Annotated in this window: 27 protein-coding genes; 12 read left to right on the top strand and 15 right to left on the bottom strand. The window is 56.7% G+C overall.

All coding sequences use genetic code 11. The annotated features are described in order from the left end of the window. The first annotated feature begins 1 nt into the window (after position 1). Positions 2 to 1,009 (top strand): hypothetical protein, encoded by a 1,008-nt coding sequence (locus tag JT31_RS06620; RefSeq protein WP_038474839.1) that lies wholly within the window; start codon positions 2 to 4, stop codon positions 1,007 to 1,009. A 795-nt stretch (positions 1,010 to 1,804) separates the two neighbouring features. Here the strand turns inward: JT31_RS06620 and JT31_RS06615 are convergent. After that, on the bottom strand, positions 1,805 to 2,224 hold the full coding sequence (locus tag JT31_RS06615) for a hypothetical protein (protein WP_038482859.1): 420 nt from the start codon (positions 2,222 to 2,224) through the stop codon (positions 1,805 to 1,807). A 19-nt stretch (positions 2,225 to 2,243) separates the two neighbouring features. Next, positions 2,244 to 3,197 (bottom strand): transcriptional regulator, encoded by a 954-nt coding sequence (locus JT31_RS06610; RefSeq protein ID WP_038474837.1) that lies wholly within the window; start codon positions 3,195 to 3,197, stop codon positions 2,244 to 2,246. A 689-nt stretch (positions 3,198 to 3,886) separates the two neighbouring features. Between JT31_RS06610 and JT31_RS06600 the strand changes: the two genes are divergently transcribed. The 11 genes from JT31_RS06600 to JT31_RS06550 all read left to right on the top strand — a co-directional run bounded on the left by JT31_RS06600 (position 3,887) and on the right by JT31_RS06550 (position 12,936). Then, entirely contained in the window at positions 3,887 to 4,747 is an 861-nt protein-coding gene (locus tag JT31_RS06600; RefSeq protein WP_038474833.1) for a flagellin, read from the top strand. 165 nt (positions 4,748 to 4,912) lie between these two features. After that, positions 4,913 to 5,767 carry a flagellin gene (locus JT31_RS06595; protein WP_038474831.1) on the top strand — a complete coding sequence of 285 codons (855 nt, stop codon included), beginning with the start codon at positions 4,913 to 4,915 and terminating at the stop codon, positions 5,765 to 5,767. 210 nt (positions 5,768 to 5,977) lie between these two features. Then, a complete protein-coding gene (gene fliD / locus JT31_RS06590) occupies positions 5,978 to 7,297 on the top strand; it encodes a flagellar filament capping protein FliD (RefSeq protein WP_038474829.1) in 1,320 nt (439 codons plus the stop codon). A gap of 13 nt (positions 7,298 to 7,310) precedes the next feature. Next, entirely contained in the window at positions 7,311 to 7,706 is a 396-nt protein-coding gene (fliS, locus tag JT31_RS06585; RefSeq protein ID WP_038474827.1) for a flagellar export chaperone FliS, read from the top strand. Further along, positions 7,699 to 8,004, top strand: a complete 306-nt coding sequence (locus tag JT31_RS06580) for a hypothetical protein (protein ID WP_038474825.1) — start codon at positions 7,699 to 7,701, stop codon at positions 8,002 to 8,004. Before fliS ends, JT31_RS06580 begins: the two co-directional genes overlap by 8 nt. Further along, a complete protein-coding gene (locus JT31_RS22760; protein ID WP_052048977.1) occupies positions 8,001 to 9,056 on the top strand; it encodes a flagellar hook-length control protein FliK in 1,056 nt (351 codons plus the stop codon). The genes JT31_RS06580 and JT31_RS22760 overlap by 4 nt, the downstream gene beginning before the upstream one ends. 12 nt (positions 9,057 to 9,068) lie before the next feature. Beyond that, a complete protein-coding gene (locus JT31_RS06570; protein ID WP_038474823.1) occupies positions 9,069 to 9,536 on the top strand; it encodes a flagellar basal body-associated FliL family protein in 468 nt (155 codons plus the stop codon). Positions 9,537 to 9,560: 24 nt separating this feature from the next. Beyond that, positions 9,561 to 10,247: a FliA/WhiG family RNA polymerase sigma factor gene (locus JT31_RS06565; protein WP_038482853.1), complete on the top strand. Its 687-nt coding sequence runs from the start codon at positions 9,561 to 9,563 to the stop codon at positions 10,245 to 10,247. A 24-nt stretch (positions 10,248 to 10,271) separates the two neighbouring features. After that, positions 10,272 to 11,135: a flagellar motor stator protein MotA gene (gene motA / locus JT31_RS06560; RefSeq protein ID WP_038474821.1), complete on the top strand. Its 864-nt coding sequence runs from the start codon at positions 10,272 to 10,274 to the stop codon at positions 11,133 to 11,135. Further along, on the top strand, positions 11,135 to 12,082 hold the full coding sequence (gene lafU, locus JT31_RS06555; protein WP_038474819.1) for a putative lateral flagellar export/assembly protein LafU: 948 nt from the start codon (positions 11,135 to 11,137) through the stop codon (positions 12,080 to 12,082). The genes motA and lafU overlap by 1 nt, the downstream gene beginning before the upstream one ends. 17 nt (positions 12,083 to 12,099) lie before the next feature. After that, positions 12,100 to 12,936: a C40 family peptidase gene (locus tag JT31_RS06550; RefSeq protein WP_038474817.1), complete on the top strand. Its 837-nt coding sequence runs from the start codon at positions 12,100 to 12,102 to the stop codon at positions 12,934 to 12,936. A gap of 319 nt (positions 12,937 to 13,255) precedes the next feature. Here JT31_RS06550 and JT31_RS06545 read toward each other — a convergent pair whose 3' ends face one another. Genes JT31_RS06545 through JT31_RS06485 form a run of 13 tightly spaced genes read right to left on the bottom strand, consistent with a single transcriptional unit; the run spans position 13,256 to position 24,974 of the window. Further along, positions 13,256 to 14,485, bottom strand: a complete 1,230-nt coding sequence (locus tag JT31_RS06545) for a beta-ketoacyl-ACP synthase (protein ID WP_038474815.1) — start codon at positions 14,483 to 14,485, stop codon at positions 13,256 to 13,258. Further along, positions 14,482 to 15,213 carry a 3-ketoacyl-ACP reductase FabG2 gene (locus tag JT31_RS06540; RefSeq protein ID WP_038474813.1) on the bottom strand — a complete coding sequence of 244 codons (732 nt, stop codon included), beginning with the start codon at positions 15,211 to 15,213 and terminating at the stop codon, positions 14,482 to 14,484. Before JT31_RS06540 ends, JT31_RS06545 begins: the two co-directional genes overlap by 4 nt. Beyond that, entirely contained in the window at positions 15,210 to 15,686 is a 477-nt protein-coding gene (locus tag JT31_RS06535; RefSeq protein WP_038474811.1) for a 3-hydroxy-fatty acyl-ACP dehydratase, read from the bottom strand. The genes JT31_RS06540 and JT31_RS06535 overlap by 4 nt, the downstream gene beginning before the upstream one ends. After that, positions 15,683 to 16,852, bottom strand: a complete 1,170-nt coding sequence (locus JT31_RS06530; RefSeq protein WP_038474808.1) for a beta-ketoacyl-[acyl-carrier-protein] synthase family protein — start codon at positions 16,850 to 16,852, stop codon at positions 15,683 to 15,685. The genes JT31_RS06535 and JT31_RS06530 overlap by 4 nt, the downstream gene beginning before the upstream one ends. Position 16,853: 1 nt before the next feature. Then, positions 16,854 to 17,438, bottom strand: coding sequence for a DUF3261 domain-containing protein (locus JT31_RS06525; RefSeq protein ID WP_038474807.1), 585 nt, complete (start codon positions 17,436 to 17,438; stop codon positions 16,854 to 16,856). Further along, complete coding sequence (locus tag JT31_RS06520; RefSeq protein ID WP_038474806.1) at positions 17,425 to 19,758, bottom strand: MMPL family transporter; 2,334 nt, start codon at positions 19,756 to 19,758, stop codon at positions 17,425 to 17,427. The genes JT31_RS06525 and JT31_RS06520 overlap by 14 nt, the downstream gene beginning before the upstream one ends. Further along, positions 19,727 to 20,332: an outer membrane lipoprotein carrier protein LolA gene (locus JT31_RS06515; protein WP_038474804.1), complete on the bottom strand. Its 606-nt coding sequence runs from the start codon at positions 20,330 to 20,332 to the stop codon at positions 19,727 to 19,729. Before JT31_RS06515 ends, JT31_RS06520 begins: the two co-directional genes overlap by 32 nt. After that, the gene (locus JT31_RS06510) at positions 20,329 to 20,751 is read right to left on the bottom strand and encodes an acyl-CoA thioesterase (RefSeq protein WP_038474802.1); all 423 of its coding nucleotides are present in this window, start codon (positions 20,749 to 20,751) and stop codon (positions 20,329 to 20,331) included. The genes JT31_RS06515 and JT31_RS06510 overlap by 4 nt, the downstream gene beginning before the upstream one ends. Before the next feature lie 3 nt (positions 20,752 to 20,754). Then, positions 20,755 to 22,446, bottom strand: coding sequence for a glycosyltransferase family 2 protein (locus JT31_RS06505; protein WP_038474800.1), 1,692 nt, complete (start codon positions 22,444 to 22,446; stop codon positions 20,755 to 20,757). Beyond that, complete coding sequence (locus tag JT31_RS06500) at positions 22,437 to 22,790, bottom strand: hydroxymyristoyl-ACP dehydratase (protein WP_038474798.1); 354 nt, start codon at positions 22,788 to 22,790, stop codon at positions 22,437 to 22,439. Before JT31_RS06500 ends, JT31_RS06505 begins: the two co-directional genes overlap by 10 nt. After that, positions 22,777 to 24,138, bottom strand: a complete 1,362-nt coding sequence (locus JT31_RS06495) for an AMP-binding protein (RefSeq protein WP_038474796.1) — start codon at positions 24,136 to 24,138, stop codon at positions 22,777 to 22,779. The genes JT31_RS06500 and JT31_RS06495 overlap by 14 nt, the downstream gene beginning before the upstream one ends. After that, the gene (locus tag JT31_RS06490; protein WP_038474794.1) at positions 24,135 to 24,716 is read right to left on the bottom strand and encodes a hypothetical protein; all 582 of its coding nucleotides are present in this window, start codon (positions 24,714 to 24,716) and stop codon (positions 24,135 to 24,137) included. The genes JT31_RS06495 and JT31_RS06490 overlap by 4 nt, the downstream gene beginning before the upstream one ends. A 6-nt stretch (positions 24,717 to 24,722) precedes the next feature. Beyond that, a complete protein-coding gene (locus JT31_RS06485; RefSeq protein ID WP_038474792.1) occupies positions 24,723 to 24,974 on the bottom strand; it encodes an acyl carrier protein in 252 nt (83 codons plus the stop codon). Positions 24,975 to 24,978: the final 4 nt, after the last annotated feature.

The following is a 24,978-nucleotide window of genomic DNA, read 5'->3' as shown; positions in this document are numbered from 1 at the left end:
CATGCAGGTTGGTTTAGCCACTACAACATCTTCCCAGGCCGCCGCGCTTAGCCGCGGCAATATCAATGCTCCGCAGTCCGTGCAGCGCCGTCAGGTGGAAGAGAAGACGTCATCCCGCAGCCCGTTTCCTGAAGCGGCGCTGTTGTCTACTCGTCCACTCCGCTACAACGTTCAGCTTAACCAGCAGCTGACGGCTGTTCAGCAGGCGGACAGCTATCTTTCCAGCACTGAAACGCAGCTTCTGCAGCTGCGCCATGCGGCGAGCCAGGGAAAAGGCCAGGAGCAGGCTGCCGGACTGGAACGCCTGCTGGCGCGCCGAACCCAGCTTTCCGGCGGGACGGTTGACCGCCAGTTCAACGTCCGTCTGCAGAGTCAGTCGCAGGTGAATTTCACTTTGCCGGGCAGCGAGAAGGTCCTGAGCGCGCCGGGCGGAGAAACGCTGATCTTTATGCTAGGCGGCACAAAGCGAGAGCTGGCCGCCGTGGCCTTGCCCGCAGAAGGATCGCCGCGTACCGTTTTGACTCGTCTTAACATTGGGCTAGGCCGGATGGGCATTCACGCCAGCCTCGACAGAAGCGGGCAGGTGAATTTCAGCGTCGATGAGTCCCGCTGGGAGCAGGTCAGCCAGCAGCTTAGCGTGCGCGGTGAAGGGCATAATTTCCCGTCAGATTCGTTTACCGTGCTGTCGGCTCAGCCTGAGACGGCTCAGCAGGAAGATTTGCTGCAGCTGGCGGCGCGTCCGGACAGCAGCCGCGACGGGCAGTTACGCCTGCAGCAGGCGCTGGAGCAGATAACGATGCAGCGCGGCAAGCTGCGAGCGCATCAGGATCGCGTTCGCTCCCGTATTGATGAGATGGCCACGCCGTATAGCCCACAGCAGGCGCAGGAAACGGCGCGGGCGCTGGGCAACGTGCTGGAAAAAAGCGGTGACAGTTTTTCCACGCTTAACCGTGCGCTGGGCGCGCAGGCGAACGTGCAGCTAGCAACGGTGAAGAATTTACTCGGGTAGGGTGGGGCTCTCACTCCGACCCTCTCCTTGGAAAGGCGTTGTCTCTTAGTCACATTTTCCTTTCGAATCTTCCTGGAGATATTTTTCGAGCCGCAGTTATTCCGTTCACCCGTACATTTGTTTCCCCTGCACGTTCCGAAAACGGTGAACGTGTCCGGGGGATAACGCCATCCCCCGGACAGCCCCGGCGCCCGGCGAGCTCATCGCCGCTGAAGCGGTAAACCCACCGGCTATCACCCAAACATTCGGGGTCGTTCGCGATTCGTTCCCGACGATCGCTCTCTTTCGCTGCTCCCGGCAGCTCAACCCCGCCTGAGTTGGGTCATAACCGGGGGCGATGAGAGCCGGGGAGCAATTCCACCCTCACCCCAGCCCTCTCCCAGAGGGAGAGGGGGAAAATAGCCAACGTAGAACATTTTTTATTCCCTCTCCCTTCCAGGGAGAGGGTTAGGGTGAGGGTAAAAATAAGAAGCGAGGCTCGGTTCCGGCTTAAATCGCCTCCGTTTTCTCTCCGACTGGCCAGGGTCCGGCCGTCGGGAACGGCCGGAGGCTGAGAGCGTCGGGAACGCGTCTCAGCCGACCCAGGACTGGGAGATAAAACGGAGGTCTGCCGCTTTAGCGGTCGATTTATTTGGCCGGGAGTCCGGGGTCTCGGGGAAGTGACGGTGACTTCCCCGAGTCGTTCACCGGTTCGGGAGTGACATATGAAACAGGACTGGAAGTGAACGGAACCTTAGCCAATCATACAGAGGGCGTATTTGTGACTAAGAGATAGCCGAATTGAAAGGGAAATTATCACTGCAATGGATAAAGGAAGATAATCCCGCTCTGGCCCACCACCAGCGGCTGCCCGTTGAGTTTTAGCGGCTGCATCCAGACATCCATATTCATCATTAAGTCTACCAGACCGTCGATCATTAACCCTTTGCTGGCGGTGCTGTAGTAAATCGGTGACCATGAGAACCACTGCCGCCCCTGGCGCATGTCGGTTTGGGTAAACTTCCCTTTGAGTATAAAACGCGGATCGTCCGGGCTGGTGATGGTCGTTAAAATCGTGTTATTGACCATCTCCATGTGCGAGTCATAAACCTCTTTTCGCCGCGACATCAGGTCATAAAAGCCCATTTGGACATCGACGGTAATCTGGTGCCCGGGCGGCGTGTTGCTCTGAGACCAGCTGTAAAAACCGAGCGTGCTCAATATCAGGCACGTCATTAAGGTACTCAGGATCCATTTAGCCAACGCTGCAGCCCTCCATTTCACCCAGTTTTCTTCGCGTTTCACGCAGGATTAAGTTGTTGAGCTGGCTGATATCGATGCGCCAGTGGTAGATTGCCATTGCCAACTGTTTATTTTCGCAGCTGCTTTTCAACGAAAAGGTGTAATTGAGCGTCTGATCGATGCTCTGGTAATACACATCCATCACGATAGACTGACTCTTAAGCAGCAAATTCATCTGGTAAAGCGTGCCTTTTAGCTTGTTATAAAGCTGATCTTTACTGTTGACTGCATGGCTTAAGGGGGCAATTTCGTAGAGACGAATATTGCTGTAGACGTTGCTTTCCTGCTCTTCATACTGCAGACGATGATCGCTGAACTCAAAATAGCGCCACGTCGAAAAGGCAGCGATAAGTACGACGACGACCATCAGCGAGGTCATCCAGGGAAAACCCTGCCACCAGCGAGCGCGAGTTTTTACCGGCACGCCGTTTGGGCTTTCAACAACAACGAAAGCGGGTTCCGGCCCCGCGAGTTTTTCTTCCGCAACGTCGGCTTCCAGAACGACCGGGTCTTCATAGAATACGGCTTCGCTTAGCAGCGCATCGGCTGAAGTATCAAGAACTTCTTCTTCATCTTTTTCAATAACATTACAATAATCGGCTTCCAGCAAATAACCTTTTCGAGGTATGGTTTTGATTATCTTTTGCTGTTTTCCGTCATCTTCAAGCGCCGTGCGTAAAGCATGAATGGCGTTCGGCAAACTATTATTGCCAATAACTCTTCGTTCCCAAACAAGCGTGGTCAGCTCTTCTCTGGTGAGAATTTCTCCGGCATGTTGAATGAGCGTATCCAGCAGTTTTAACTGATATTCTCCGAGGCGTTTTCGTTCCCCACTGGTTAAATGAAGGATCGAGCCGGAGCTAATATCAATCAGCCAGTTATTCACAGCGCAGTAGCGTTTATTCATTTTTTTTGGCTGCAGCCATTCCTGTAATAATTAACGGATATCGTGAGGCTTATGCGTGAGCGCCACGAATACATTCGTCATCATTAAGTCCATTTAGTATTCATCACTGAACAGCCGCTCGCTGCGGAGGGAACGGAAGAACGGCCTGTTCTTATGCCCTGTGACGGATTCAACGGTCAAAAAGCGGAAGAAAAAGTGTGGTTTTTAAGACCGGAACCAGGAAGAAAAACTTCCTGGTCCCTTTTTTACGCTATAAAAGTGTGATTCGCAATGTGTTTTAAGACAATTCTCGGCCTGAATTATTAAATAACATGAGGGGAAGTTAATAAATATGAGTGCAGGAGGTGAATGTTATATGGATGATTTTAGATGTGAAAACGATGTTTTCACTCGAGCGTGTTATTAACGTTATTGGCCTTTTTTTTAAAGAAATAGAAGGTGATTTTTTATTGATTTCTTCATTTAAGATTTATCTTAATTTTGTCGCTATGGTTTTTAATATTTGCCCTTTTAATATTTTGTTATTGCCAATGAGAATGACTATTAATGCACTGACATTGCCTGTTGTATAAAGAGGATGTGGGCAGGTAAAAAATAAAAATAGATTTAATTTTAATAGTGCAGGTGTCGTTTTATCTCCATACAACAGTCAGGAGACTGAAAATCAGGTTCATCAAGGAGAATAAAAAATGGCATTATCTATTTTCACCAGCGGCTCTTCCATGTCGTCCATCAACGCGCTGAATAAATCCAACAGCATGCTGTCCACCGCCATGGAGCGTCTGGGCACCGGCAAACGCATCAACTCTGCCGCTGACGATGCCGCAGGCATGCAGATCGCTTCCCGCCTGCAGGGCCAGAGCAACGGTATGGCCGTGGCTCAGCGTAACATCTCTGACGCAACCGCCATGCTGCAGACCGCTGAAGGCGCGTTCGATGAAGTCAGCAACATCATGTACCGCATGAAGGACCTGGCCACGCAGTCTGCGAACGACACTAATAGTGCAGACGATCGTAATGCGATCAAAGCCGAGCTGGGCGAACTGAACAAAGAGCTGGAAAATATCATGACCAACACCTCTTTCGGTGGCGATAAGCTCTTTGGTGCAACCGGTAAGCTGAGCGCCGACATGAACTTCCAGATTGGTGCCAGCACCGGGGAAGGCATGACCGTCAATCTGGGTACGCAGCTGACCGGCGTTACCGGGGCCAGCGGTATGGGCGGTATTACTGCTGCTATTACCAACCTGAGCGGCGGTACCACCGCGACTAGCGCAAAAGCATTGATGACTTCTCTGGAAGAGGGTCTGAAAAAGGTGGGTGAAATGCGTTCCGGGCTGGGGGCGAACATCAACCGTCTGGGCCACACCGCCGCGAACCTTGCGAACATGAAAGATAACACCGAGCTGGCGCTGGGTAACATTCAGGATGCTGACTTCGCGACCGAAGCCTCTTCCATGACCCGCAACCAGATGCTGGCGCAGACCAGCATGTCGATGCTGAAGCAGTCCAACAGCATGTCCGGCATGGTGATGTCTCTGCTGGGCTAAGACCTCACGGAATGAAACGAAAAACACCGCCTTCGGGCGGTGTTTTTGTTTGTAGGCTAAAAAAATGCATTTTTTTCACTTCATCATTTAATTTCTCTTCGCGGCGTGACGCTTTGATTCAGTAACGAAGCTTATGTAACAGTTACCGAATCAAGGAGATTCATTATGTCATTATCTATTTTCACCAGCGGTTCCTCCATGTCCTCCATCAACGCGCTGAATAAATCCAACAGCATGCTGTCCACCGCGATGGAACGCCTGGGTACCGGCAAACGCATCAACTCTGCTGCCGATGATGCCGCAGGTATGCAGATCGCTTCCCGCCTGCAGGGCCAGAGCAACGGTATGGCCGTGGCTCAGCGTAACATCTCTGACGCAACCGCCATGCTGCAGACCGCTGAAGGCGCGTTCGATGAAGTCAGCAACATCATGTACCGCATGAAAGACCTGGCCACGCAGTCTGCGAACGACACCAACAGCGCAGACGATCGTAAAGCGATCAACGCCGAGCTGGATGAACTGAACAAAGAGCTGGGCAATATCATGACCAACACCTCTTTCGGTGGCGATAAGATGTTTGGTGCAGGCGGCAAGCTGAGCGCCGACATGAACTTCCAGATTGGTGCCAGCACCGGGGAAGGCATGACGGTGAATCTGGGTACGCAGTTGACCGGTGTATCTGGTGGTATGGGCGGTATTACTACGGCTATCACCACGCTGAGCGGTACCGGGAACGCGGCCAACGCCAAGGCACTGATGACCTCTCTGGAAACGGGTCTGAAAGCTGTGGGCGAAATGCGTTCCGGGCTGGGGGCGAACATCAACCGTCTGGGCCACACCGCCGCGAACCTGGCCAACATGAAAGATAACACCGAGCTGGCGCTGGGCAACATTCAGGATGCCGACTTCGCAAGCGAAGCGTCTTCCATGACCCGCAACCAGATGCTGGCGCAGACCAGCATGTCGATGCTGAAGCAGTCCAACAGCATGTCCGGCATGGTGATGTCTCTGCTGGGCTAAGGCTTGCGAGATGGCAAAAAAACACCGCTTTAGGGCGGTGTTTTTGTATCTGAAGACCGCGCAACGGTTTCCTCCTGTGCGGAAATACACTTTCCCCTTATCAATTAATTTATTGATTTTATTGATATAAAAAACTGGCACGGTACTTGCTAACGTAATGGCATATTACGTTCGGCTAGCCCTACGTGCCCGCATTCCCGGAGATAAAAAATGTCTGATTTGACCAGCCTGGATCCTCAAAACCTGGCCACGCAGCTTGCGGGCTATGACATCGCCGCCATGCAGACGGCGCTGAAAAAACAGACCAGCTCTCTGACCGCCCAAAAAGCCGCATTAACGGCGTTACGTACCGCAATGAGTGATTTCCGCACGGCGTTGACCGGGCTGAACAAAACCGACAGCGGTATGCTGCAAAACGTGGCGACGACCAACGTTGAAGGCGTAGCTACCGTAACGGCGGGAAGCAAAGCTCAGAAGGGGACTTACAACCTGTTTGTTGAGCAGCTGGCGTCCGCCCACCAGATTGCGTTCGATGACATGACCGACGAGTCGATCAAGAACGCGACCGGCACGATGACTATCACCATTAACGGCAAGTCGATGGACGTTGAGATGGACGGTCTGGAGTCGATGTCTGACCTGACCAAAAAGATCAATACCAATAACGATAAAGATGCGCCAGGGGTAACCGCCTCCCTGATTCGCACCGACGGTAAAGTCAGCCTGATGCTGAGCAGCGATGAAAGTGGGGCCGACAATATCGTTGAGCTGGATACCAGCAAAATGGACGCCGCCAGCGCGCAAAAGTTTAGCGTGTCGGAAACGATAACCAGCGCGCAAAACGCAAAGTTCAGGCTCGGTGAGAGCGGCAAAGTCTATGAAAGCAGTTCAAATACTCTCGATAAGCTTATCGACGGCGTCACCATTGAGCTGACGAAGGCGCAAAAAACCGGCGATGAGCCGCTGCGCATTAATATCGGCGTGGACAACACCGCAACCAAAGAGCAGATGCAGAGCTTTGTGGATGCGTTTAATACCTTGAAAACCGAACTCGGCAAGCTGACCAACAGCGGCAGCGACGGGAAAGATCGCGGCGCGTTTGCCGGCGATGCCGGGATTGCCTCGCTGGAAAGGGATCTGAATAACCTGCTGCGCCAGACCTTCGGCGACAAAAATATGACCGACTACGGCATTACCGCCGGCCGGGACGGCAATTTATCTATCGACAGTACCAAGCTCGACAAGGCCCTGCAGAACGATCCTCAAGGACTGAACGATCTGTTCAACGGCAACAACGGGCTGATTAAGAGCATGGATAAGTCGCTGGATAAATACCTCAATACCTCTAACGGGCTGCTGAAAGGGCGACAGGAAACTCTGGATCGCCAGCAGTCAGAAATTGACACCAAAACCGACAAGATTCAGACGCGCTATGAAACCTCTTATAACCGCTATCTGAAACAGTTCACCCAGCTGCAGTCCATTATGACGCAGATGAATAACACCATGAGTATGTTTGGCCTGGCCTAAGGGAGAGTCAGTTATGTATGGAAATGAGCAGGAGGCCCTCGGCCAGTATCAGCAGTCCGATCTGGCCATTCAGGCCGCAGCGGCAAGTCCACATCAGCTGGTGCTGATGCTGTTTAACGGCCTGATGGACGAGCTGGTTCGCGCCAGGAGCCACATTGCCGCTTGCCGCTACGAGCGCAAAGTGCAGAGCATCAATAAATGTATCGATATTCTCAACGCCCTCACCAGCGCGCTGGATTATGAAAAAGGCGGCGATTTGGCGTTAAGCCTCGCCAATCTTTACGACTATTGCGTGTATCGCCTGTATGACGCGAGCCACAAGCTTTCCGTTGAGTACATTGACGAGGTGGAAAAGATCCTCGGCAACCTGCAGGACGGGTGGCAAAAAATGGGCCAGCAGCATGGATGATATTCAGGTCATCCACTTTCTGACGCGTGCGCTGGAGGTGGCGGCAGAAAACGAAAACTGGTCGCAGGTGCAGGAAGTGGACAAGCAAATTGCCTCATTTCTGGCCTCTTTAGCGCGTAACCCGCTGAGCGATGAGAAGCGGGTTGCGCTGGAGGCGCTGCGCCGTATGCATCGCAAAGTGAATGACAAGTGCCGCCTGAAAAGCGAAGAGCTTGAGCGAAAAATGGCGCTACAGCGTCGCAATCAGGAAGGCATTGCGGCCTACGCGGCCTTTATGGATGAGGGGGACATTAGATGATGAATATCAGTTCTGCCTCCATCTTGCTGCACGACGCGCCGGTAACAACCGTCTCAGGGGTTATGCCAGGCTTAGAAGGCGTTGCTACTCCGCAGGGCATCACTACAGCTGCTTCCGGTTTGCAGGCTGCGGTATCCGCACCACCGCTCTTTACGCAGGCATTACTCAACGTGCTGCAAGCCGCGCCGGCAGGTGAGGCTGGGCTGGAAACCGTCGATGCGGATAACGCCGTGATGGAAGAAGAAACTGCTGACACCACGGTAAGCGTGGACGCGCCCGTAGCGCTTCTCCAGCAAATTCTTGATGGGCTGCTTACGGTGAATGCAGCTTCTGCCGCGCCGGCTAATCCTGTCGCTAACGCGGTGGCGGATGCCGTTAATCCAGCACGGCCGGGCGGTGCGCAGCCTTCTCTCGCGGGCCTGCACGGCGTGAGAGCACCGGTCCAACAACCTGCTTCAACGCTGGCCGAGGCCGGTACGTTACCGCTTATGCAGCCGGTGACGTTAAAAAGCACGGAGTCTGTCGCCGTTCAGCCAATGTTAAACATGGGCGAAAACGTGGCTATCTCCACGGCACGTCCGTCGGTTCAGCCTGGCGCTATGGGGAAAGAAACGCCGTCCATGTCGCCAACCGTCAAGCTGGATCCTGAACCTTCGCGCTGGGCTCAACAGCTGCAGTCTGCCCTGGGCGAGCGTTTACAGGTACAGGTTAAGGACCAGATTCAGCACGCGACTATCCGTCTCGACCCGCCGGAAATGGGCAAGATAGACATTGCCGTGCAGATCGAAAATGGCCGCGTGCAGGTCACGATTAATGCCAGCCAGGGGGAGGTTTACCGCGCGCTTCAGCAGGTCAGTAACGACTTACGTCAGAGCCTGACCGAGCAGAATTTTGTGCAGGTGAACGTCCAGGTTTCCTCTCAAAACGGACAGCGCGATGGCCAGCATCAATCGGCGCCACAGAAGCAGCCACAGGATGTTATGGCTGCCGTAAGCATTGAGGCGGACGCGAGCGCGCGCCGTGAAGATGCCTCCGTTCTACTGACCGTTTAAACACAGAAGATTATGACAATAAAAACTTTTTCTCTGGGGCTGCTCATTGCCCTTATTGCGGCCGCGTTTGCGGCGGTTTTGACCATAGTGGGTACTCACGTGCTGACCAAAGAGGACGGGGCAAGCGGCATGCTGACCTCGTTGTTCAGCTCTTCGGATGTAAAGCACGTTGAGTTTGTGGAAATCAAAAATGTGGTTATCACCCTGCAAAGCAACGGCAGCAAAGAGCGTTACCTGCTGCTTGAACTGGCGTTAGCGGCGGATGAGCCTCGCGACGTCCAGTTGATCAACGATATGTCCCCCGCGATACGCGGTGCGACGGTAAGCCTGCTGTCCGATATGGACTACGAAACGGTGCGCGGTATGAGCGTTTCTGATCTTAAGAAAAGGCTTATGACGGCCTATACCGAGCGCTTTAAAAGCCTCAACAGCAAGATACCGTTCCGGGATGTGATCATCAGCAAGATGGTCTTTCAGTAAGTCACCACGGCGGTAAGAGAAATGATGGATTTTATTGCTGACGAGGCCCTGACGCCTGCGGAAGAGTCACGTTATGTGAATGCTTACTTACCGCTGGTGCATCGGGTTGTGAAGCAGCTTTCTTATCAGGCAAGCAGCGTGATGGACAGGGAAGATATGGAGCAAATTGCCCTGATGGGTCTGCTCACGTCTTTGCGTCGTTACGGTCATCCTGATGAACAGTTTGGGGCTTATGCCGTGCACCGTATTCGGGGCGCGGTTCTTGATGAGCTGCGTCAGCTTGACTGGCGTCCTCGCCGCCTGCGGCAAAAGACCCACAAGCTGAACGATGCCATCCGCGAGATAGCCCGCGAGCTGGGTCGTCCGCCTGGCTTTGTTGACCTTGCCGGGCGGCTGGAGATTACCGCCGAAGAGTATCAGGAGTATCTGCTGCTGGACTGCGCGAAGTCGATGGACAGCCTTGATGAGATTCTCAGTAGCGAAACGCATTCCGTCTCGCTGAATGGCCGGGATTTAGAAGAAGAAGTGATGGTGAGCCGAACGTTGAAAACCGCGCTGGCAAGCCTTGATGAACGTGAGCAAATGATTTTGACGCTGTACTACCAGCATGAAATGAGCCTGAAAGAGATAGCGCTGGTGCTGGGGCTGACGGAGGCACGTATCTGTCAGCTGAATAAAAAAATAGCGCAAAAAGTTGAGCAGTTTTTTTAGTGGTTTTTTGAGAAGTGGAAACTCATGCAAAAATTATTAGGTTTAGTGATTATTTTCGTCTGTGTCGTTGGCGGTTTTCTTATGTCAGGCGGGCGACTGGCTTCGTTCTGGCAGCCCGGTGAAATTATCATCATTTTGGGCGCAGGGTTTGGCGCTCTGGTGCTGGCTAACCCCAAACCTGTGCTGGCTGAAATGTACCGCCAGTTTCGCGGCGTGATGCGCAAAAACGAGCACACCGACGAATACCAGCGCCAGCTGCTGATGCTGCTGTTTGAGCTGCTTGAGCTGGTTCAGGACGGTGGACTTAAGGTGCTGGATGAGCACATTGAGGTCCCTGAGAGTAGCCCGCTGTTCCAAAAGTACCCGCTTATCCTGCGTGACAAAGCGCTGATCACCTTTATCTCGGATAACTTCCGCCTGATGGCGATGGGCAAAATTAACGAACACGAGCTTGAAGGGATCCTCGAGCAGGAGCTGGTGGCGATGGAAGAGGATCTGTTGCTGCCGTCGCGTTCGCTGCAGCGAATTGCTGAGGCGATGCCTGGATTCGGTATTTGTGCCGCGGTGCTTGGGATAATCATCACCATGCAGTCTATCGACGGCTCCATTGCCGTTATCGGGGTGAAGGTAGCGGCCGCGCTGGTGGGCACCTTCCTTGGGGTCTTCTTCTGTTACTGCCTGATGGATCCGATGGCTAACGCCATGGAGCAGCGTACTAAAAAACAGATGGCCGTGCTGGAGTGTGTGCGTACCGTGCTGGTGAATCACGTTGCCGGTAAACCGACGCTGCTGGCGGTAGATGCCGGGCGCAAAATGCTGCCGATGGACTCTAAGCCGACCTTTGCCACGCTGGACGGCTGGGTGAACCAGATGACGGGTGATGCGTAATGCGAGGTCACGGCAAAGGGCATACCACAATTATCAAACGCGCCTCGCGCAAAGGCCATGACGCGGTTCATGGCGGCGCGTGGAAGGTTGCGTTTGCCGACTTCACCCTCGCAATGATGGCGCTGTTTATGGTGCTGTGGATCATGGGGGCGGTCACCGAAGAAGAGCGTAAGGAGATTGTCTCTTTGCTTAACAGCGACTCGCTGTTTGAGGGCATGTCCGCCACGCCGATTACCCAGCCAGACGGCTCCGGCGGCAGCGTAACCATTCTGGCGGGCAAACCGAAGTCGAGTGATGCCAGCAGCGACATCAAGCAGGATGTTGCTGCCCTGCAGGCGTTAACCCAGCAGGCGAGTAAGGGAGAGAGCCTGAAAGACGTCAACCGCCGTTCGGAGCAGGAGATTGAGGATCTGGCTCGGGTTATCATGAAAATCACCTCCGCCTATGACGCCCAGTCCAACCTACAAATTGAAATTGTTCCGCAGGGGCTGCGTATCCTGGTTCAGGATGACCAAAAGCGGGAAATGTTCCAGCGCAGCAGCGCCATTCTGACGCCCTTTTTTAACCGCCTGCTGACGGAGTTTGCGACGGCGCTGAACTCTATCGACAACAAAATCATTATCACCGGGCATACCGATGCCACGCGTTTCCGCGACCAGGAGCTCTATAACAACTGGAATCTGTCCGGCGAACGCGCGATGCAGGCGCGCAAAGCGCTGACCAGGGGCGGGCTGGATAACGGGAAAGTGCTGCAGGTTAGCGGCATGGCAGACCAGATGTTGCTCGATCCTGAACATCCGCTCAGCTCGGCCAACCGCCGCATCGAGATCATGGTTTTGACCCATTCCGCGAGCGCTTCGCTGTACCAGTTCTTTGGTCAGCACGGCGAAAAAGTTCTTAAGCCGCTGGCCGAGCGCGTGGCGCAACAGCCGTCCCCGGCACGATAAGTTTTCAGGTATTTGATTTGCTGATTTTGATTTCCACCTCAATTGTCTCCACTTTACCGCCTGCGTCCGAACTCTCCCGACGCATGGCGGGATTTTTTTTTCTGCTGCTATTCGTCCTTTTCTCTTCTTCGGTCTGCGCCTCGCCCGGCAAGAAGCCTAAGCCTGTACAGAAGCCAATGCAGGCCGTGCAGCAGCAGAGTAAAGAAGCCCGCGAACGGATGAAAAACCGTATGAGGCTGCTGAGCAGCGCTAAAAAGCGCCTTGCGGTTGTGCCGCCTACACCCGAACAGAAAAAACGGCAGGCTGCCGAAAAGCTGGCCGCTCGCGCCTTGAATCGTGAGCAGCTCGCCATGCATACCCGTTGGCGTCCTGGAATGATGGGCGGCTCTGAAGGCCTGTGGCCGCTGGCGACCGAGGCGCTGATGGCCGAGATGACGAGTCCGCGCGTGGAAGCCACTGTTCACAAGGTTATTCAGCGGCTCAAACTACAGTTGGGTAAACCCTATGTCTGGGGCGGGCAGACGCCGGACCAGGGCTTTGACTGCAGCGGGCTGATTTATTACGCCTATAACAAGCTGCTAAGCCAGAAGCTCCCGCGCACCGCCAACGGCATGTTCCAGGATCAAAGATTAAAGCGCATCAACCAACGCCAGCTTCAGCGCGGCGATCTGGTATTTTTCAGTATCAAAAGTCAGGATCGGGCGGATCACGTCGGGGTTTATCTTGGCGACGGGCAGTTTATTGAGGCGCCAAGAACCGGGTTGAATATCCGTATTAGCCAGCTGACGGACAATTACTGGCAGGATCATTTCCTGGGGGCGAAGCGGATTCTGACCGAGGAGGCGATTCTCTGAGGTTTGAGGGGGCGCTGGGATCTGTTTTTTATCATATTTTTCCGCGATTATGTAGGAGCCGCGCATATTCCGTTCACTTCCAGTCCTGGGTCGGCTGAGATGCGTTCCCGACGCTCTCAGCCTCCGGCCGTTCCCGACGTCCGGACCCTGGCCAGTCGGAGAGAAAACGGAGGCGATTTAAGCCGGAACCGAGCCTCGCTTCTTATTTTTACCCTCACCCCAGCCCTCTCCCCAAAGGGGAGAGGGGGAAAACAGACGATGGGGTACATTATTTATTCCCTCTCCCTTCCAGGGAGAGGGTTAGGGTGAGGGAAAAATATTAAGCCCAGCGCTTAATGATAATAGAGGTATTGATCCCCCCGAAGGCGAAGTTATTGCTCTGCAAATACTCGCAGTCAATCTGGCGTGCTTCACCCATGATGTAGTCCAGCGCGCCGCAGTGCTCGTCCGGTTTGCTCAGGTTGAGGGTAGGGGCGAACCAGCCTTCACGCATCATCTGCAGGCTCATCCAGGCCTCAAGCGCGCCGCAGGCACCCAGCGTGTGGCCGAAATAGCTTTTCAGCGAAGAAATCGGCACGTTGTCGCCATAGATTGCCGCCGTAGCCAGGCTCTCAGCAATATCGCCCCGGTCGGTCGCCGTGCCGTGAGCCGAGATATAACCCATATCCAGCGCGCTCAGCCCGGCCATTTTCAACGACTGTTCCATGCAGATTTGCATGGTTTCGCGCTGTGGCTGGGTGATGTGCGCGGCATCGCAGTTGGTGGCAAAGCCGACGATTTCACCGTAGATGGTCGCGCCGCGTGCTTTCGCATGCTCCAGCTCTTCCAGAATCAGCGTACCCGCGCCTTCGCCGATCACCAGGCCGTCGCGCTGCTGGTCGAAAGGTGAAGGTGTGGTTTTGGGCCGATCGTTGCGCTGGCTGGTGGCAAACAGGGTATCGAATACCGCGGCCTCGGAAGGGCAAAGCTCTTCTGCCCCGCCGGCAACCATCACCGTCTGATAGCCGTGACGAATGGCTTCCCACGCGTAGCCAATGGCCTGGCTGCCGGAAGTACAGGCGCTGGAGGTCGGGATCACTCGCCCACGCAGGCCAAAGAACAGCCCGGTATTCACGGCGGTGGTATGCGGCATCATCTGCACATAGGTGGTGCCGGTAATATTATTGGTGTGTTTTTCCGTCAGCATGGTGGCGAACTCGCTCACCGGGCCGGTACTGCCCGTCGACGATCCGTAGGCGATCCCAGTTTCGCCGTTGGTCAGCACATTTTCACCGATTAACCCCGCCTGCTCCAGCGCAAGCTCGGTCGCGCGGGTGGACATCAGCGAAACCCGGCCCATGGCGCGAATGCGCTTGCGGGTGTAGTGTTCCGGCAGCGTAAAGTTGTCGATCGGCGCGCCGAGCAACGTATGCAGCCCGTCGTAAACCTGCCACTCGGGCATTTTGCGTACCGCATTTTCGTACGCCAGCAGCCTGGCGGAGACGCTCTGCCAGTCTTCACCAAAGGCGGTAACGCCGCCCATGCCCGTAATTACGACACGACGTGTCATAGCATCCCTCCGTTGATGGAAATAACCTGTCGGGTCACGTAGCCCGCAATATCAGACAGTAAATAACTGGCCAGCCCGGCGACTTCCTCTGCCTGGCCGGTGCGCTTCATGGGGATCATGGCCATCGCCTCTTTCAGCGCGGCCTCTTCCATTTCGATCATGCCGGTATCGATAAGTCCCGGCGCGATGCAGTTGACGGTGATTTTACGTTTCGCCAGCTCAATGGCCAGCGCTTTAGTGGCACCGATAATGCCCGCTTTCGCCGCGCTGTAGTTGACCTGGCCACGGTTGCCCATCACGCCAGACACGGAAGATAGCGTGACGATTCGGCCGCCTTTGCGCGCAGAGATCATCGGCATAATGCACGGCTGGATAACGTTATAGAAGCTGTCCAGGTTGGTGTGGATAACCGAGTCCCAGTCTTCTTCACTGAGCGCAGGAAACGCCGCATCACGCGCGATACCCGCGTTATTTACCACGCCGTACCACGGGCCATGGGCCTCCATGTCCTGCTCCAGCACTTCGCGGCATTGCTCGCGGTTACCCACGTCAAAACAAAGCAGGCGTCCGGCTCCCCCGGCGGCGAGGATGTCGTCCAGGGTTTGCTGCGCCCCTGCGGCATCGCGATGGTAATGGACGCCGATAATAAACCCGTCGGCGGCAAGTTTGCGGGCGATGGCGCGGCCAATGCCTTTGCTGGCACCGGTAACCAGAACTGAACGGCTCATGCTGTAGATCTCTGATGAAAAAGCGTGGTTAATTCTTCTTTGGTGGGCTGGAAGGTGTTCACCCGGCCGGTTGCCAGCGTTTCCTCGCCCACGTTAATCGCGCATTCGAAGCTGCCGAAGCGCTCGTCCTGCATGAGTAGTTTGACCGTGACGATGAGTCTGTCATTGGCGGGCAGCAGGCCCGCCTGGCAGATGAGTTCACGCGCGCCTAACACCATGCCCAGGCTGATGCTGTCTTGCCCGCATTGTTTGCGGTGCCAGCCGGACCAGACGCCGACGGTCTGCGCCATCAGCTCCAGCGCATACCAGCCCGGCAGGTTTCCCTGCGCATCAACAAACGGCCCCAGCACGCCGGTTTCAGTCACCGTGACTTCGCAGGCTGCGGCGTCATCCGTCACGCTGACAACGTTTTCAAGCAGCAGCATCGGCGCGTCATGCGGCAGGTATTCCGTGGGGGATAAGTAGTGGCTCATGGCATTCTCCCTAGCAGAATACTGGCGTTGTTTCCGCCAAAGGCGAAAGAGTTTGAGAGGATAACCGGGCGCTCAAGCGGCCTCGTGCTGTCAATAATGCCGCAGGGCGGCAGGGCCGGATCGCGTGGGGAACGGCTGAAATCCTGCGGAGGCAGGGGCAAATCACGCTGCAAAATCAGCATCGCAATGGCCGCTTCGGTAATGCCCGCCGCCCCTAAAGTATGTCCCGTCAGGTGCTTGGTGGAGCTGCAGGGGATCTCCTCGCCAAACAGCGCGTGCATGACTTTGGATTCAACCTGATCGTTGAGCTGCGTGGCGGTGCCGTGCAGGTTGACGTAGCCGACGTCGCCCGGCGCCATTCCCGCGTCGGCAAGCGCCTGTCGAATGGCGCGAATAGCCCCTTCACCTTCCGGATGTGGGGCCGAAATATGGTGGGCATCGCTGGACTCACCGACGCCAAGCAGCGCGATAGGCTGCGGCGCTTTGGTCAGCAGCATTAACGCGGCGCCTTCGCCAATCGTGATGCCGTGGCGATTCCTGGCAAAGGGTTCACACAGCTCGGCAGAGAGCGACTCAAGGCTGTGGAAGCCGTTAACCGGCATGCGGCTTAGCGTGTCGGCGCCGCCAACGATAGCCACATCGGCAAGCCCGGCCTCAATCAAACGGCGGCCGCTGATAATTGCCCTGGCGCTGGAGGAGCAGGCCGTAGAGAGCGTAAACGCCGGGCCGTCCAGCCCCAGCCAGTGGCTCAGGAAGCGGGAAGGATCGCCCAGCTCCTGCTGCGGGTATTGCCAGCTGTGGTTCTCTCTATCGTTAAGCGTTTGGTTGACGTAAATATCGCCTTCATCGAGCCCGGAGGTGCTGGTGCCGAGGACCACGGCCACGCGGTCGTGACCAAACTTCTCTATCGCTTCATCGACCTGCGGCTGAATTTGCGCCAGCGCGGCCAGCAGCAGCTGATTGTTGCGGGAACGGTGGGCGGCGAAGGTATCCGGAATGGTCGGTAGCTCGCCGTCAACGCCACCCAAAACGGCCTCTGCGGGTCCCTGCAGCCAGCCGCTGCGTGACCGCATACCGGGCGCGTAGCCCTGAGCCAGATTGGCGGCGATGTCATCGAGGTTATTGCCCAGCGCGTTTATCATCCCGACGGCGGAAATATAAATCATCTCAGTCACCCAGATATTGAATGGTGATGTGGTACTTAAAGACATGTTGCTGAATGCTTATCGGCTCGCGCTGGCCCTTACGCATCAGGTAGGTGATTTCGGTCACTAGCTTGCCGCTGGCATTGCGTAGCTCGCGCTTATCGCCTTTGTCGGTGAGCGTCCAGCCTTTCGGCAACTGCGGCTGCCAGGCGGAAATCGGCCAGTGGCTGAGCATAACGTCGGCCAGGACCTGGCTTGCCGGGGGCAGCTGCGGGACGACGATAGACTGCTCGGTATGCAACCCTTTCTCGTCGTAGGTGACAAGGAACAGGCGGATCCCTACCGAGGACAAACCGGCCAGCGTCAGCTTTTTATCGTCGGCGTTGAGCATCACCAAAAGCGATTGGGTTTTACCGTTAAAGCTGCCGGTTAGCAGCTGCTGCGAGTTCACCGTCGGAGAAATCCCCGGCGCCGGGAGCGTGACGCGGGCGCCAGGTTCCAGCCAGGCCTGTGGGCGACCTTGCTGGTCTTTTGGCGAGTGGCTACAGCCGGTCAGCACCAGCGCGGCGACAAGCGGCACGGCGTGCCAAAAGTTAAGCTTTATCATTTCTTCTTTTCCCTTTTTTAGCGGGCATAGCCAGCGGCGACAGCAGGAAGGCGGTAAAAATCCCGCTGACCAGTACGATGCCAAAACTGCTGATTGCCTGCGTGGCGCTAAAGACCAGCATGCCGAGCGTCAGTAAGGTGGTGACCATGGCCAGCGTGATGGCGAGCAGCGAGGTCAGCGGCGTGCCGCGCGGGTTGCTGAAAAACAGCGTGTAGTTAATGCCGATGCCGAGCACAAGGACCAGGGCCAGCAGCGAAAACAGGTTCACGGCGTGACCGCTCAGCGATAACACGGCCAGGCCGCAGCCCAGCGACAGAACGGATGGCACCAGGCTGATGATGCCTTTACGCCAGCCAAGACGGAGCATGGCCCCGCAGGCGATGACGGCTAATGCGACCAGCAGCAGGCCGGTCAGGATATGCCGGTAAAGCGCAAACAGTTCGTCGAAGGTGTCTTTCCGGTCGATCCAGGCCACGCCCGGCTGTTGTGCTGCCAGTTCGCTCAAGGCTGCCGATTGCTTAACGCCATCAACCGGCACCAGCACGCCGCTTTCGCCTTTGTCCAGGGTTACCCACAGCAGGCGCCATCCTTCACTTGCCGGGCTTTTTAGCCAGTCGGCGACCGTCACTGACATGGGGCTAAGATCTGGCTTAACCGCCTGTAGCCCGGCCTGCTGCAGAGCCTGCGCAACGGCTGGTGTAGCGCGCTGTAAAAGCGCTAAATCCTGCTGCTGACGAGCGAGCGAGTTGACGGGCAGGGTTCGATAACCGCTAATCAGGCCGCGACTTTTGGCCTGCTCCAGCGCAGGAGTAAACGCTTCAAGGCGTTCCAGCGTTTGCTGTGGCGTGCTGCCGTAGACCACAAACCATTTCTGGTCGACGCTTTGCCCGGTCAGCGCGGTAATGGTTTTCTCCTGAGCCAGCAGGTGCTGCGGCAGCGCCTGTAGCTGGGAGATATCGTCGTTGACTTTGAGCGTAGCGATACCGACGAGCGAGAAGAGCGCCAATGCAACCGGCAGCCCGACTGAGAGCTTTTTATTCCGACGCCAGGCCGCAAGCCAGCGCAGCAGCAGCACCATGGCCGGCACCGGGCGAACCGGCAGGCCACGGCAGAGCCAGGGGTGCCAGAAAATGACCGTAAAGCAGGAGGCGCTTAGCCCCACGGCGGCGAAGACCGCCATCTGGCGAATGCCGGGGAACGGGGCGAGCATCATGATCAGATAGGCTGCGACGGTGGTGAGCAGCGCCAGAAGCAGCGCGTGACGCACTTTCGCCAGGCTTTGCCAGGGCGTGACTTCGCCGCCGTGCACCATGCGCTCCGTCAGGTAGTAAAGCGTATAGTCGGCGGAAATACCGATGATGCTCATGCTCATCACCAGCGTCATCAGGTGCAGTTCGCCGAAGATAAGCAGGGTGACAACGGTGCCCGCAAGCGCACCAATAGCGATGGAAATGACGCACAGCAGAAGCGGGCGCAGGGAACGGAAGACCGCCACAATCAGCAGCACCACGCCGAGCAGGGTGGCGACGCCAAGCGTGGAGATGTCTTTCTTCGCCTGCTGGCTGGCGTAATCGCTGTAAAACACCGTGCCGCGAGAGAGGACCTGCGCCTGCGGATAACGCTCGCTCAGCAGCTGTTTAAGCGAGTCGAGCGTGGTGACCAGGCCGTGCGTTTGCTGCATGTCAAAAGAGGATCCCGCCAGCTCACCGTGCAGCAAATACCAATAATTGCCTTGATCGTCCTGAGTGACCAGCCAGCCGTCCATCAGCCGGAGGCGTTGGCCGTTTTTGGCCATCGCCAGCTGTGAGCCGCGCATCAGCATCAGCGGATCGTTTTGCAGCTCTTTCCCGCTGACGCCGGAAAAGGCGGAATAAAGCTGGGAGAGGATCCACTGCGCCTGGGCATCACCGCCGTTTTGCAGGCGTGCCCGCGTGTCGGCATCAAGCATGCCGTTGCGGTGTTGCCAGAAAAACGCGCCCCATTGCTGCTGGGCGGCGGCGTCCATCGGGCCTTTGACTTCGGCCAGCGCGTGCGAACCCTGGAGCAGACTGAGCCAGGCCTGCGCCACGGTCGGATCGGCTTTTTTACCCGGACTGACCAGCCAGACCAGCTGCTTGTCCAGGCGCTGCATAAAGCCGTCGTTCAAGGCCGGTGGAATAGCGCCCAGCGCCTGTTTTGGCAGCATAGCCAGCACGCTGCTGTTCATCCGTGAGCCGGGCAGCAGCGTAAGCAAAGCAGCCAGCATTATCAGGCAGACGATTCCCCACAGCACCGCGGGGGCTTTACGGTTACTGCGCGGCAAAGCGTTGGCGTTCGTCATCGGTGAGCTGAGCCGGAGTGAGTTTATGTTGAGAGAGCGCGATATCCGTGCGATCTCCCTGTTTATCATTGAGCTGGATGCTGTCCAGATACTGGCCGCCGGCCAGGTCGATGCTGGCGAAAATCTTGTCCAGCGGCGTGACGATCGGCGTCAGGCGCAGCGTCCAGCGGCCTTCGCCTTTGTCGACAAACGCCACGCGGAAGTTCTGCTCCAGCACTTTGCGGTCGGCCTGGAACAGCGCCCGCAGCAGGTGGTTAAACTGGAACATCTGCGGGTTATTTTCCGCGGTGATCGTCTGAGGCGGCTGGCCGTTAATGGCCTGAACCATGCGGGTATCGTCCAGCAGCAGCTTCATGGAGAAAGGGGTTGTCTGGTCCCACAGCAGGCCTTTATCTCTGGCAATCAGCATCTCGCCGGAGGATTTCAGCGGCTGCGGCAGATCTTTTATGGTACGCGTTTGCTCGAAGTGCGCGCGGACCACCGGCTGTTCGGTGAAGCGTTGTTGCAGGGCATCAAGCGTCAGGGCGTTGACGACGGGGCTGAGCAGCAGCGCCAGCACTGGCCAATATTTCATGGTTTGACTCCCATACGTTCAAATAAAATGTCCGGGCTGACGAAGCACAGTTCATGACTTTTTTCTTCAACCGCGACCTGAATGGTGTAGCCGCTGGTGGCGCGTTTTCCGGTTTCGGCATCGAAAATTTCATAGCCGATACGCAGGCGGTTTTCGTATTCCTCAATGCTTGCCCGAACGCGAATACGCTGCTCAAACGTCAGCGGATTACGGTACTTCACGCGGGTATCTACCACCGGCCATAAATAGCCGGACTCTTTCATCTGGCGGTAGCCGTAGTTGAACTGGTTCAGCAACGCCTCACGGGCAATTTCGAAGTAGCGAAAATAGTTGCCGTGCCAGGCGACGCCCATCATGTCGACGTCATGAAAAGGGATAGTCAGTTCGACTTCTGCGGTAAAACGGGGATCGTTATTCACCCTTTACTCCTTGTCTTTGACGTCCGGCAGCTGCCAGAAATCGAAAAAATTAAACCAGTCGAGCGGCGACCGCAGAGCGTGGTGTTCAAGGCGCTCTGCGTAGCGGTCGATGGTGCGTTGCAGCGCGGCCTGGCGCTCCGCGCGTGGCAGCAGCAGCGGGTCGGCAAAGGGTTCACAGTGAATGCGAAGCTTGCCGTCCTCGCGCAGGGCAAAAATCAGCTCTACCGGGCAGCGCAGAATAGAAGCCAGGATAAACGGCCCCTGCGGGAACGGCGCGGGCTGGCCCATAAACTGACTCCAGCAGACGCGCCATTCGTTGCCGCGTTGAGGGTTTACCGCCACGCGATCGCCGACAATGGCAATCCACTCGCCGCGATCCAGCTTCTCTTTGAGCAGCATGGCGGTATCGGGCCCGATGTCGGTGACCGGCATCAGGTTCAGCCCGGCCTGAGGCGCCATCTCCTGCATAATTTGCTTAAAGCGCTGGGCATTATCGTTAAACACCAGCGCATTGATGGTCTGGCTGCCTTCCAGCTGCGCCAGCGCGCGGCAGGCCTCTACGTCGCCTAAATGAGAGGCGAGCAGCAGCTTGCCCGTGGTGCCGCTGGCGTTGAGCGTTTGCTCCGCGCCGGGCGCGAACAGAACGTCACGGCCCAGCCGCAGTTCGCCGCGCCAGCCGGCGATTTTATCCAGCATGGCGTCGCCAAAACGCAGGAAGTGGCGGAAGCTGGTCAGGTTGGCCGGTACTGGCATATTGCGGCCCGCAAGCTGCGTGCGTACGCGTGAAATCCAGCTTTGCGAGGCTTTACGTGCGCGGTGAGCGGTGAGCCAGTAAACGCCCACCACCGGATAAAGCAGCAGCGAAAATGCCCTTCGCCCCAACAGACGCCAGACCAGCAGCATCAGGCGCATTCCCCACAGGCCTTTAACCTCTTTCTGTTCTGCCCAGTGTTGTTTTTTACGGCGGAACAGCAGGGCAGGGATGCGCGGCAGCATGCCGAAGAACAGGCGGGTGTGCATCAGCGAGATGCGGCAGTTATCTTTCAGCGCGTCGAAGTGCGACAGGCCGTCCAGCGGATAGGTCACGCGGGTCGGCACGAAATAGCTGGTGATGCCCTGCCAGTAAAGGCGCACCATGACTTCGGTATCGAAGTCCATGCGTTTGCCCAGGGGAACCCGCCCGGCCAGCTGCAATGTAGGGGCGACCGGGTAAACCCGGAACCCGCACATGCTGTCTTTCAGCTGCAGCGACAGCGTTTCTATCCACACCCACACGTGGGTTACCCAGCGGCCATACAGGCGCGAGCGAGGAATGGAGTCGTCATAAATGGGCTGCCCGGAAATCAGCGCCTCCGGGTGCTGCTGCGCCAGCGCAAGCAGCTTCGGGATATCCTCCACGGCGTGCTGGCCGTCGGCATCCACCTGCACGGCGTGGCTATAGCCTTTTTCTGCGGCGGCCTTCAGCCCCTGAATGACGGCTTCGCCTTTTCCGGCATTCGACGGCAGGCGAATCAGCGTCAGGTTCGCGTGTTGGGCATCCAGTTGCTCAAGCACCCGGCGCGTAGTTTCATCGCTACCGTCGTCGACAACGATGCAGGCCAGGTCAAAGGGCGCAAGGCGCGTGAGAACGCCCGGCATCATGGCGCCGTGGTTATAGCAGGGGATAAGCACGCAGGGGCGGAAAGTCAGCGACATAGGCGAATCTTCCCGCTGCTGGCGGTATGGCGCTCCTCGCCAGCATGACGTTTGAAGCTAAAGCTTAAGATCTGCCTGTCTGCCTGCCATTCCAGCGCTAAGGTGACGGTGGTTTCCGGCAGCAGCGGAGCCTGGAACTTCACGTTCTGAATGCTGTGGAAACGGTAATCCGGCGCCAGGACCTCGCGTGCATACAGCATCACCCAGTCCAGCTGAGCAACGCCCGGCAGCAGAGCTTGTACGGCGAAATGGCCCTGGAACCAAAACAGGGAAGGGTCGAGATAAAGCACGACTTCCAGCCTGTCTGGCTGTGCCTGATGGCGCTCAATTTCATGAGGTTTCATGAAATAACTCCTGTAATTGCGCATAGACACGCTTGTTCATGTTATTGACCGGGATTTCGTCCACGACGCGCCAGTAGCGCGGCATAGCGACCGGTTCAAGCCACGGCTGAAGCGACCTTCGCCAGGCCATTTCCTGAGCCTTGCCGCTGCGCTGTAGCCAGCGCTGGCGTGCAGATTCATTGAGCACCAGCAGAACGCCAATCCCCTGACGCCCGCCGCGAGAAACCGGCAGCGCCGCCGCCTCGGAAATACCTTCCAGCTCCAGCAGACGCTGCTCAATTTCCGTCAGCGAAATACGTTTTTCTTCAATTTTCACCACGCGCCCGCGACGGCCCATCAGGCGAAATCTGCCGTCTTCCTCAATATGAAGGACGTCGTCAAGCAGCAGCCCTTCTTCGGCGGCAATCAGCGGCGAGCTGGCGCGGAAGGATTCACTTTCTGGAGTGATTTTTACGCCCGGGAACGGCAGCCAGGCAACGTCATCGTGCTCCCGGTAGCGCCACGCGAGCACGCCGGTTTCGGTGCTGCCATAAATCTCATCCGGCAAGACGCCCAGCCATTGCGCTGCCTGCGCCACGTCCTGCCAGGGCAGCAGGCCGCCCGCCGAGAGGATCGTTTTTACCGGCGGGGGAGAAAGCTGGAGATCCAGACGTTTCAAAAAGGCCGGGCTGCTGATAAACGCGTAGCGATGTTCATGGCTCAGCGCGGCAAGCTGTTCAGCGTAATAAAGCATGGCGGCATGAAGCGGCTGGCCTAACGTCATAGGCAAAAAGATGCGGAAGGTCAGCCCATAGAGATGCTGAGGCACGACCGAGGCGACTATTCGGCAGCCTTCAAGCCGTTCGGCAAAATGCGCCGTGAGCAGGGCGGCTTCCCGATCCAGGCGAGCAATGGATTTCACCACGCGTTTAGGTGTGCCGGTCGAGCCTGAGGTGAACAGCTCCACAAAGGCATCGGCAGCAACCTCGGGGAAAAAGACGGCTTCTTCTGCCGTTTGTTGCCCGGATCGCACAATACAAAGCGGCCCCTGCCAGGCAAGATCTTTGTCGCTCAATACGCCGTCGAACAGGCTGCGTTGCTCATTGAGCAGCGCAACCCGGCAGTGCCCTGGGATAACCGGCGTTCTCCCGGCGTGAAGCGTCGCCAGCAGCGCCACAAGAAACAGGTAGCTGTTTTCAAAGCACAGCGCCCAGCGCTGGCCGGGGCGATGGGCCATTTGCTGCATCAGCCGTGCGACGTCGTGGCGCAAATGCCCCAACGTCCATTCCTGATTGCCAAGCCAGGCAATGAGCGTGGACGAAGAGCGTGGCGCGGTTAGCCACCCGGCCAGAGAAAGCGGTTGCTTCATTGAGATTCTCTTTTAATCACCCGGCGGCGGACCAGCCATTCTCCGGCCATTAACGTGCCCATCAGCAGATAGGCAATCATGCCGTTCCATGCCGTCCACAGCGTCATATCGCCGTACAGCGCGGTAAACAGCGCAATGCTGCCGTTAGCCACAAAAAACAGGCACCAGATCTGCGTGACGCGGCGGGTGTAACGCACCGCCGGTTCAGGAAGATCCGGTTCACGCAGGCGTGCCAGACGTTCGACAATCGGCATCGAGGACCACAGCGAACCGCCGAAGACGGCGAGCATGACGCTGTTCACCACCACCGGATAAAACAGCAGCAGCTGATGCGTTTTCAGCAGGTAGCTGGCCGCGCAGAGGATGATTCCGGCAACGGCAACAACCTGAGTGACGATTCGCAAAGGGCCCGCCTGTCGCCGGGTCTGGCGAAAGCGGAAAAACAGCAGCAGAGCCATGAGCGGCAGCAGCCAGTGCAGGCTGTTATGCGCCAGACCTAGCCAGATAATACCAGGCCAGGCCAGCAGTAGCAGACCGGTCAGCAGCTGTACACCCGGAAAAGCGCGAGCGCACCGCATAGCGCGTTACGCTTCTCGTATCAGACGTTCTACCGCATCGACCACATCTTGTATGGTGCGAACGGCCTTGAACTCTTCCGGTTTGATTTTTTTGCCGGTTTTTTTCTGCAGATGAACGATCATGTCGACAGCATCGATGCTGTCTAACTCCAGATCTTCATACAGGCGAGCCTCTGGCTTGATGTCCTGAGGATCGATTTCAAACAGCTTTACCAACAGCGCGGAGACTTCTTCATAGATAGCGTGTGGGTCGGTCATAACG

This window comes from Cedecea neteri (assembly GCF_000757825.1).
Lineage (GTDB): Bacteria > Pseudomonadota > Gammaproteobacteria > Enterobacterales > Enterobacteriaceae > Cedecea > Cedecea selenatireducens.
This window is presented reverse-complemented; position numbering and strand designations above follow the sequence as displayed.

What these genes read in the sequence shown, in the direction of transcription:
- JT31_RS06620 (WP_038474839.1), top strand. Translation starts at nt 2, where the DNA reads ATGCAGGTTGGTTTAGCCACTACAACATCTTCCCAGGCCGCCGCGCTT.
- JT31_RS06570 (WP_038474823.1), top strand. Translation starts at nt 9,069, where the DNA reads ATGACAATAAAAACTTTTTCTCTGGGGCTGCTCATTGCCCTTATTGCG.
- JT31_RS06490 (WP_038474794.1), bottom strand. Translation starts at nt 24,716, where the DNA reads ATGCGGTGCGCTCGCGCTTTTCCGGGTGTACAGCTGCTGACCGGTCTG.
- fliD (WP_038474829.1), top strand. Translation starts at nt 5,978, where the DNA reads ATGTCTGATTTGACCAGCCTGGATCCTCAAAACCTGGCCACGCAGCTT.
- JT31_RS06520 (WP_038474806.1), bottom strand. Translation starts at nt 19,758, where the DNA reads ATGACGAACGCCAACGCTTTGCCGCGCAGTAACCGTAAAGCCCCCGCG.
- JT31_RS06500 (WP_038474798.1), bottom strand. Translation starts at nt 22,790, where the DNA reads ATGAAACCTCATGAAATTGAGCGCCATCAGGCACAGCCAGACAGGCTG.
- JT31_RS06530 (WP_038474808.1), bottom strand. Translation starts at nt 16,852, where the DNA reads ATGATTTATATTTCCGCCGTCGGGATGATAAACGCGCTGGGCAATAAC.
- JT31_RS06610 (WP_038474837.1), bottom strand. Translation starts at nt 3,197, where the DNA reads ATGAATAAACGCTACTGCGCTGTGAATAACTGGCTGATTGATATTAGC.
- JT31_RS22760 (WP_052048977.1), top strand. Translation starts at nt 8,001, where the DNA reads ATGATGAATATCAGTTCTGCCTCCATCTTGCTGCACGACGCGCCGGTA.
- JT31_RS06615 (WP_038482859.1), bottom strand. Translation starts at nt 2,224, where the DNA reads ATGACGTGCCTGATATTGAGCACGCTCGGTTTTTACAGCTGGTCTCAG.
- JT31_RS06525 (WP_038474807.1), bottom strand. Translation starts at nt 17,438, where the DNA reads ATGATAAAGCTTAACTTTTGGCACGCCGTGCCGCTTGTCGCCGCGCTG.
- fliS (WP_038474827.1), top strand. Translation starts at nt 7,311, where the DNA reads ATGTATGGAAATGAGCAGGAGGCCCTCGGCCAGTATCAGCAGTCCGAT.
- JT31_RS06580 (WP_038474825.1), top strand. Translation starts at nt 7,699, where the DNA reads ATGGATGATATTCAGGTCATCCACTTTCTGACGCGTGCGCTGGAGGTG.
- motA (WP_038474821.1), top strand. Translation starts at nt 10,272, where the DNA reads ATGCAAAAATTATTAGGTTTAGTGATTATTTTCGTCTGTGTCGTTGGC.
- JT31_RS06495 (WP_038474796.1), bottom strand. Translation starts at nt 24,138, where the DNA reads ATGAAGCAACCGCTTTCTCTGGCCGGGTGGCTAACCGCGCCACGCTCT.
- lafU (WP_038474819.1), top strand. Translation starts at nt 11,135, where the DNA reads ATGCGAGGTCACGGCAAAGGGCATACCACAATTATCAAACGCGCCTCG.
- JT31_RS06600 (WP_038474833.1), top strand. Translation starts at nt 3,887, where the DNA reads ATGGCATTATCTATTTTCACCAGCGGCTCTTCCATGTCGTCCATCAAC.
- JT31_RS06545 (WP_038474815.1), bottom strand. Translation starts at nt 14,485, where the DNA reads ATGACACGTCGTGTCGTAATTACGGGCATGGGCGGCGTTACCGCCTTT.
- JT31_RS06515 (WP_038474804.1), bottom strand. Translation starts at nt 20,332, where the DNA reads ATGAAATATTGGCCAGTGCTGGCGCTGCTGCTCAGCCCCGTCGTCAAC.
- JT31_RS06595 (WP_038474831.1), top strand. Translation starts at nt 4,913, where the DNA reads ATGTCATTATCTATTTTCACCAGCGGTTCCTCCATGTCCTCCATCAAC.
- JT31_RS06540 (WP_038474813.1), bottom strand. Translation starts at nt 15,213, where the DNA reads ATGAGCCGTTCAGTTCTGGTTACCGGTGCCAGCAAAGGCATTGGCCGC.
- JT31_RS06565 (WP_038482853.1), top strand. Translation starts at nt 9,561, where the DNA reads ATGGATTTTATTGCTGACGAGGCCCTGACGCCTGCGGAAGAGTCACGT.
- JT31_RS06485 (WP_038474792.1), bottom strand. Translation starts at nt 24,974, where the DNA reads ATGACCGACCCACACGCTATCTATGAAGAAGTCTCCGCGCTGTTGGTA.
- JT31_RS06535 (WP_038474811.1), bottom strand. Translation starts at nt 15,686, where the DNA reads ATGAGCCACTACTTATCCCCCACGGAATACCTGCCGCATGACGCGCCG.
- JT31_RS06505 (WP_038474800.1), bottom strand. Translation starts at nt 22,446, where the DNA reads ATGTCGCTGACTTTCCGCCCCTGCGTGCTTATCCCCTGCTATAACCAC.